Origin of the sequence: Kitasatospora sp. MBT63 (assembly GCF_000710465.2) — a bacterium.
GTDB lineage: Bacteria > Actinomycetota > Actinomycetes > Streptomycetales > Streptomycetaceae > Kitasatospora.
This window is the reverse complement of record NZ_JAIZ01000083.1, coordinates 1-6843: the sequence shown is the minus strand read 5'-3', so window position 1 is coordinate 6843 and position 6843 is coordinate 1. Positions and strand designations below refer to the sequence as shown.

Below are 6843 nucleotides of genomic sequence, written 5' to 3'. Positions count from 1 at the left end.
GCGGCTGGCCGAGGAGGCCGGCGGGCGGCGGGAGCTGATCGACGGGATGTCGTCCTGGTGGGCGGCGATCCACGGCTACCGGCACCCGGTGCTGGACGAGGCGGTGCGTGACCAGCTCGGCCGGATGAGCCACGTGATGTTCGGCGGGCTCACCCACGAGCCCGCCGTGCGGCTGGCCGCACGGCTGGTGGAGATCACCCCCGAGCCGCTGCAGCACGTCTTCCTCGCCGACTCCGGGTCGGTGGCGGTCGAGGTCGCCATGAAGATGTGCCTGCAGTACTGGAAGTCGCTCGGCCGGCCGGCCAAGCGCCGCCTGCTGACCTGGCGCGGCGGCTACCACGGCGACACCTTCCACCCGATGTCGGTGTGCGACCCCGAGGGCGGGATGCACCACCTGTGGGGCGGGGTGCTGCCCGACCAGCTGTTCGCGGCCGAGCCGCCGGCCGGCTTCGACGCCCCGCTCGACGAGGCGTACGCGGCCGAACTGGGCGACCTGATCGAGCGTCACGCCGGTGAACTGGCCGCCGTGATCGTCGAACCGGTGGTACAGGGCGCGGGCGGGATGCGCTTCCACTCCCCCGCGTACCTGCGGCTGCTGCGCGAACTGTGCGACCGGTACGACGTGCTGCTGATCCTCGACGAGATCGCCACCGGCTTCGGCCGCACCGGCGAACTGTTCGCCGCGGACCACGCGCAGATCTCCCCGGACGTGCTGTGCCTCGGCAAGGCGCTCACCGGCGGCTACCTGACGATGGCCGCCGCCCTGTGCACGGGCAAGGTCGCCGACGGCATCAGCCGCGGCGAGGTGCCGGTACTGGCCCACGGCCCGACGTTCATGGGCAACCCGCTGGCCGCCGCGGTCGCCGGCGCCTCCATCGACCTGCTGCTCGGCCAGGACTGGCGGGTGGAGGTCAAGCGGATCGAGACCGGGCTGCGCGACGGCCTGGCCTCGGCGGCAGACGCGCCCGGGGTCCGGGACGTCCGGGTGCTCGGGGCGATCGGGGTCGTCCAGCTCGACCACCCGGTCGACCTGCGGGCCGCCACCGAGGCCGCGGCCCGCGAGGGCGTCTGGCTGCGGCCCTTCCGCGACCTCGTGTACACCATGCCGCCGTACATCACCGACGACGCGGACCTGGCCCGGATCACGGCCGCCGTGACCGCCGCGGCGGTGGCCGGATGAGCGTCCTGTTCATCACCGGCACCGGCACCGAGGTCGGCAAGACCGTGGTCACCGCGGCCGTCGCCGCCCTGGCCGGGCCCCGGGTCGCCGTCCTGAAGCCCGGTCAGACCGGTGTGGCACCCGGCGAGCCCGGTGACGCGGCCGAGGTACAGCGGCTGGCCGGACCACAGGTGACCGTCCGCGAACTGGCCCGGTACCCGGAACCACTGGCCCCCGACACCGCCGCCCGCCGGGCCGGCCTCGGCACACTGGCCCCGCGCCAGGTCGCCGACGCCGTGGCCGGGCTCGCCACCGAACACGACACGGTGCTGGTCGAGGGCGCCGGCGGGCTGCTGGTGCGCTACGACGAGGCCGGGCACACGCTGGCGGACATGGCCCTCGCCACCCGGGCGCTCGGCCTGGACGTCGAGGTGCTGGTGGTCGCCGCGGCGGGCCTCGGCACGCTGAACACCACGGCGCTCACCGCCGAGGCGCTGTCCGCCCGCGGCCTCGCCGTCCGCGGTGTGGTGGTCGGGTCCTGGCCCACCGACCCCGACCTCGCCGCCCGTTGCAACCTCGCCGACCTCCCCGCCGTCGCCGGGGCACCCCTGCTCGGCGCCGTCCCCCAGGGCGCGGCGGCCGAGGGCGGAGCCCCGTTCCGCACCTTGGCCCACGCAGCCCTCGCCCCGGAACTCGGCGGCGCCTGGGACGTCCTGTCCTTCACCGCCCGCTTCGTCCCGCCGCTGCCGTAGCCGCGGCCGGCGGCACGGCCACCGCGCCGGTGCCGCCGCCTGCGGCGGGCGGTCGCGGCACGGGTACGGGTGCGGGTACGGGTACGGGTACGGCCATGCCGCCCCCGGCGCGAGCCGCACCTGACGCCGGTACGACCTCTCCGGGACGGAGCCCGTCCCGCACGCGAAGCCCGTCCCGTGCGTGGCAGCAGCGACGCCGGTCTTCACCGGGCCCCGCCCGCCGGGCCGGGCCCGGGGTGTGCCGTCGCCATCAGGTCCAGCGCCGGTCGCCGCCGCACACCGCGGCCCACACGCCCTCGCCGGTCGCCGCCTTTCTCACACCTCCCGCAGCCGGCTGGCACCCGGTCACCGCGGGTGCTCAAAAAAATCTTTCGCCGGGGTGTGACACGGGCGTGCGGCGCGGCGCTGAAAGAGGTGAGGCGCAGGCACCGGCGGTGGCCGGGTGGCCCGTCTCGTGCCGCGCGGCCGGTGGGGTCCCCCTGTCCCCGCCGTCCGCGCGGCGCCGCCCGATCCCCGGTGGGGCGGCCGGTCTCCCCGGCCCGGCCGTCCCCCGGTCCGGCACCCGCGGGTACGGCCGGTCCGCTCGGCCGTCCCGGTGACCGGTGCGGCCCGGCCTGGTGTGTACGCGTGGCCGACGGGCCGTTCTGGCGGACGCTGGCCGTCTACCGCCCGTTCCGGTCGGGTGGACGTGACGAAGCGAGGTCCGATGATCGGGGATGCCATCCGCTCCCGGCGGCAGCTGTTGCTGGGCTTCGGCGGCGGTGCGGCGGCGCTGCTGCTGGCCGCCTGTTCCAGCAGCAAGAGTTCGACCACCACGTCCGGTTCCGCCAGTGCTCCGGCGAGTTCCGCGGGCTCGTCCGGACCGAGTTCCTCGGCGTCCGGGTCCGGCTCGGCGTCCGCCTCGGCGTCGGCCTCCGCCTCGGGGTCCGCGTCGGCTTCCGCGTCGTCCTCGGGGCCGGTCGGGTCGGCGTCCATCACCATCAAGGACTTCGCGTTCAACCCGACGCCGCTCACCGTCGGGCCCGGCGCCCGGATCACGGTGACCAACCAGGACTCCACCTCGCACACGCTGAGCGCCAGCGCGGGCGGCGGCTTCGACACCGGTGTCCTGAGCCCCGGCGACTCCGCCACCATCACCGCGCCGTCCCAGCCCGGTAGTTACGCCTACATCTGCACCATCCACCCGAACATGCACGGCACCCTGGTCGTCCAGTGACGGCCCGTTCAGCGACAGGTCTCAGCCGAGCGGCTTGACCCAGCGGCTCCACTGCTCCTCGGGGCGGTACCCGGCGGCCCGCCAGGCGGTGCGGCCGAGTTCGTTGTGGTCGAGGACCATCGCGTCGGCACGCCGCCCGCCGAGCGCCTCGAACCGGGCCTCGGCGGCGGCGAGCAGCGCCGCGCCGATGCCCCGGCGGCGCCGGTCCGGGTCGACGGCGAGGCGGTAGAGGTGGCAGCGCCACCCGTCGAACCCGGCGATCACCGTGCCGGCCAGGGCGCCGTCGTCTTCGGCGACCAGCAGCGCCTGCGGGTCGCGGGTGATCAGGGCGGCCACCCCGGCCGGGTCGTCGCTGATGCTGGTGCCCTCGGCGGCCCGGGCCCAGAAGGCCAGCAGCGCGGGGACGTCGTCGAGGACGGCGGTACGGATCACGGTGTCGGCCATGCCGCACTGTCTACCAGCGGGGACCCGGGCCGCCGGGGGAATTCCACCACCCGGACGGCGCCCGCGACGGGTGTCGGCGGCGGGTGTCGGCCGATGGGCGTCAGCGGGCGGCGGCGAGCTGCCAGACGGTGGTGGCCTTGAGGGCGGTGTCCTCCAGGTCGGCCACCACCGGGACCTGGTAGGCGTCCAGTGCGGTGAAGCGTTCGCGGGGCAGGTAGGCGCGGCCCGGGTCGCCGACGATCACAACGGCTCCCCTGGCCCGGGCGCGTTCCAGGAAGGGCAGGAACCGGGCGGCCATCGCCCGTTCGTAGAAGACGTCCCCCGCGAGCACCACCTCGGCCGGGCCGCCGTCGCCGTCGAGCAGGTCCTCGACGGCCGCGTCGATCAGGACACCGTTGGCCTCGGCGTTGATGCCGATCGCGGCGACGGCGTAGGCGTCGATCTCGGCGGCGCGGACCGACCGCGCGCCGCGCAGCGCGGCGGCGATCCCGATCAGCCCCGACCCGGCGGCCAGGTCGAGCACGGTGCGCCCGGCCACCAGCTCGGGGTGGTCGAGCACGTACCGGGCGACCGCGACGCCGCCGGCCCAGGCGAAGGCCCAGAACGGTGGCGGCAGACCGATCTCGCCGCGCGCCGACTCGGTGGTCTCCCACAGGGTGATGGCGTCGTCGGCCATGTGCAGGCCGACCTCGGGGACGAACGGGACGGGGGTCGGGCGGGTGTGAGCCCGGACGAAGGCCGCGTCGGACATCGTTGCTTCGGACATCGCTGCTTCGGACAGCACTACGTCGATCCGGGGGGAGGTGCGAAGCTCGTTCGGCATCTCCGCAGCATACGGCCCGGCCGTCGGTCTCCCGCGCGGCTGCGGGCGGCCGACGGGCGGGCCGGGCGGGTCAGTCGGCGGCGGCGTACACCTTCCTGGCCGCGAAGCGGACGTCGGGGACGGGGTGGCCGCGCAGCGTGTGCAGGACGGCACGCCAGTGCGGCGGCAGGCCCGAGACGGTCGCGCAAGCCTCGATCACGGCGGTCGCCAGCAGGCCCGCGGCGAGTCCGCCGTCGACGGTGAGCCGCTCGGCCGCGGCCAGCACGGCGTCCGGATCGGGCCAGGGTGCGTGGTGGCCGAGGTGGGCGGCGAGTTGACGGGCGCTCTCGGCGGCCAGTGCCGGACGGCCCGCGTGGGCGGCGGCCAGCGCGCCCAGGGCGCGGGTCAGGTCGGGGAGGGCAGCGTGCGGGTCGACGGCCCGGCGGAGCAGGGTGACGCGTGCGGGCAGGAGTTCGGGGTCGTGCGCGAGGTGCTCGGCGGCCGCCGTCAGGATCTCGGGGCGGCGTATCCCCTGCTCGACCAGGTGGTCGAGGCGCCGCAGGGCCGGCAGGTCGCGGCCGGTCTCCTCCGGCCCGCCCGGGGTCAGGGCGGCGGCGGCCAGCTCGGCGAGGGTGCGGTGCAGGAGGCTGCCGGGGGCGGCGCCACCGAGCGGGTGCGGCTGTCCGGAGTCGGCGAGGCCGCCGAGGACGAGCGCCGCGGACTGCCAACCCGACCGGCTGGACAGGTCGGTGACCGCGTGCCGGACGACGTCGGCGGTCTCCGGCGCGTAGCCGGCCCAGTGCCGCATCGCCCAGACCGCGGCGCGCCGGACGCTCTCGCCCTCCTCACCCGGTCGCCCGCCGGCCAGCCCGGCCACCAGCCGGGCGTAGTACGGCCGGTGGGCCTCGGGCAGGCCGAGTGGGTCGTCGGTGAGCAGCGCCAGCCGTGCCCGGGGTGCCCCGGTGGCGGCGGCTTCCGCCAGCAGGTCCCGGACCGGCTCGGTGCCGAGCAGCCCGAGGGCCCGGCGCACGATGAGGCTCAGGACATCGGGGTGCTGCCCGGGTACGCGATAGGCGTCGGCCAGCGCGGCCGCCGCCCGGTCCGGCGGCAGGTACCGGGCGTACAGCCGGACCGTCTGCTTGCGGGCGGCGACCTCTTCCTTGCCGATTGCCTCTGTCAACTCGGCCAGCGTGACCGCGAGTTGACCTGCCGCTGTGCGGGCGACGATCCGGTCGGCCGCGTGGCCGGCGGCCCGGGCCCGGGCGCCGTCGTCGGTGTGGGCGGCCAGTCCGGTGAGGGCTGCGGCCGGGTCACCGGTCGCGGCGAGTCCGGCCAGCGCGATCCCGGCCAGCGCGGTCCCGGGCCGCATCAGGTCCGACGATCCGGCGAACTCCAGCAGGAGGGCGCGGCCGTGGTCGGGGCAGGCCGCGGCGGTGCGCAGGGCGTCGGCCCGTTCGCGCTGCGTCCGGGAGACGTCCTCGGCGACGGTCCGGGCGAGCCCGACGGCGGCCTGCTGCCGGCGGGGCGGCAGACGGTCGGCGTGGCGCGGGCCGAGGTGCGGCCGACGGGCGGGGTCCGGCAGGAACCGTCCGACGGGCGGGGCGTCGCCGAGCAGCGGGTCCAGCAGGTCGGTACGGCGGGCGGTGACCTCCGCCAGGACCTCGGGCAGCACGATCGCGGAGGGCTCCCGGGCGAGCAGCTCGGCGACGCGCCCGGACCTGGTGGCCGGTGCCGCCAGCCACCGCCGCGCGGCGGCCCGGAACGTCTCGTCGTCGCCGTCGCACAGCGCCGCCGCCAGCAGGTCCTGGAGTTCGGGCAGCCGGTGGGCGCGGCGGCCGAGGGCGTCGGTGAGCGCGAACAGCAGCCGTCGGCCGGGGTCGGTCTCCAGCCGGGGCCGCAGGGCCGTGAGGACCAGCTGTTCCCGGCCGCGGCGCAGCGTGCGGTCGAGGTGTCCGAGTCCGACCGGGCCGGGGCCCGCGGCAAGCTCGGCGAGCGTACGGGCGGCCCAGCCGACCGGCGACCGGTCGCCCGCCGGGGTGTCGGCCGCGATCAGCGTGCTGGCGGTGATCACCGTGACGGCGAGGTCCCGCAGCGCGGTACGGGAGGCATCGGAGCTGTCGGGGGCCGCCAGGACGTGCCGGGCGATGCGGTCGAGCGGGTCGGTGTCCGCGGCGGTGAAGGGTGCCGTGCGGCGGGCGAGGCGCACCAACGCCTCCAGGGCCTCCGTCCGGATCCGGTCGCGTTCGTCGGGCAGCCGGGCGGCCATCTCCGCGAGGAGCGCTCGGCGGGCGTCGTCGTCACGCGTGTACCCGGCGTTGGCGGCCAGGCCGCGCCAGGCCGCCGCCCGGGTCGCGGGTTCGGGTGCCCGGGTGGCGGCCAGCAGCTCGGGCCCGGCCTCACCGGCCGGGAGCAGGGCCAGCGTCGCCAGCCGCTCGGCCGCCGACCAGGACTCGGCGCCGGCCCGGGCCGC

Annotated in this window: 6 protein-coding genes; 3 read left to right on the top strand and 3 right to left on the bottom strand. The window is 76.8% G+C overall.

What is annotated here, in order from left to right; genetic code table 11:
* From AA75_RS05740 to AA75_RS45220, 3 genes are all read left to right on the top strand, one after another.
* A partial coding sequence (locus AA75_RS05740; RefSeq protein ID WP_033818663.1) for an adenosylmethionine--8-amino-7-oxononanoate transaminase occupies positions 1-1180 on the top strand: 1180 nt, incomplete at its 5' end.
* Positions 1177-1911 (top strand): dethiobiotin synthase, encoded by a 735-nt coding sequence (gene bioD, locus AA75_RS05735; protein ID WP_033818662.1) that lies wholly within the window; start codon positions 1177-1179, stop codon positions 1909-1911. The genes AA75_RS05740 and bioD, both read left to right, overlap by 4 nt.
* 706 nt (positions 1912-2617) lie before the next feature.
* Complete coding sequence (locus AA75_RS45220; RefSeq protein ID WP_149037965.1) at positions 2618-3127, top strand: cupredoxin domain-containing protein; 510 nt, start codon at positions 2618-2620, stop codon at positions 3125-3127.
* A 21-nt stretch (positions 3128-3148) separates the two neighbouring features.
* Here AA75_RS45220 and AA75_RS05725 read toward each other — a convergent pair whose 3' ends face one another.
* The 3 genes from AA75_RS05725 to AA75_RS49060 form a co-directional block, all read right to left on the bottom strand.
* Positions 3149-3571: a GNAT family N-acetyltransferase gene (locus AA75_RS05725; protein WP_033818661.1), complete on the bottom strand. Its 423-nt coding sequence runs from the start codon at positions 3569-3571 to the stop codon at positions 3149-3151.
* Between the two features lie 100 nt (positions 3572-3671).
* Positions 3672-4394 (bottom strand): methyltransferase, encoded by a 723-nt coding sequence (locus AA75_RS05720; protein WP_199520267.1) that lies wholly within the window; start codon positions 4392-4394, stop codon positions 3672-3674.
* A gap of 70 nt (positions 4395-4464) precedes the next feature.
* The coding region (locus AA75_RS49060; RefSeq protein ID WP_051811899.1) for a hypothetical protein at positions 4465-6843 on the bottom strand (2379 nt) is incomplete at its 5' end.

Bases quoted from the DNA above. Each gene is read 5' to 3' on its own strand.
- AA75_RS45220 (WP_149037965.1), top strand. From the start codon at position 2,618: ATGATCGGGGATGCCATCCGCTCCCGGCGGCAGCTGTTGCTGGGCTTC.
- AA75_RS05720 (WP_199520267.1), bottom strand. From the start codon at position 4,394: ATGCCGAACGAGCTTCGCACCTCCCCCCGGATCGACGTAGTGCTGTCC.
- AA75_RS05725 (WP_033818661.1), bottom strand. From the start codon at position 3,571: ATGGCCGACACCGTGATCCGTACCGCCGTCCTCGACGACGTCCCCGCG.
- bioD (WP_033818662.1), top strand. From the start codon at position 1,177: ATGAGCGTCCTGTTCATCACCGGCACCGGCACCGAGGTCGGCAAGACC.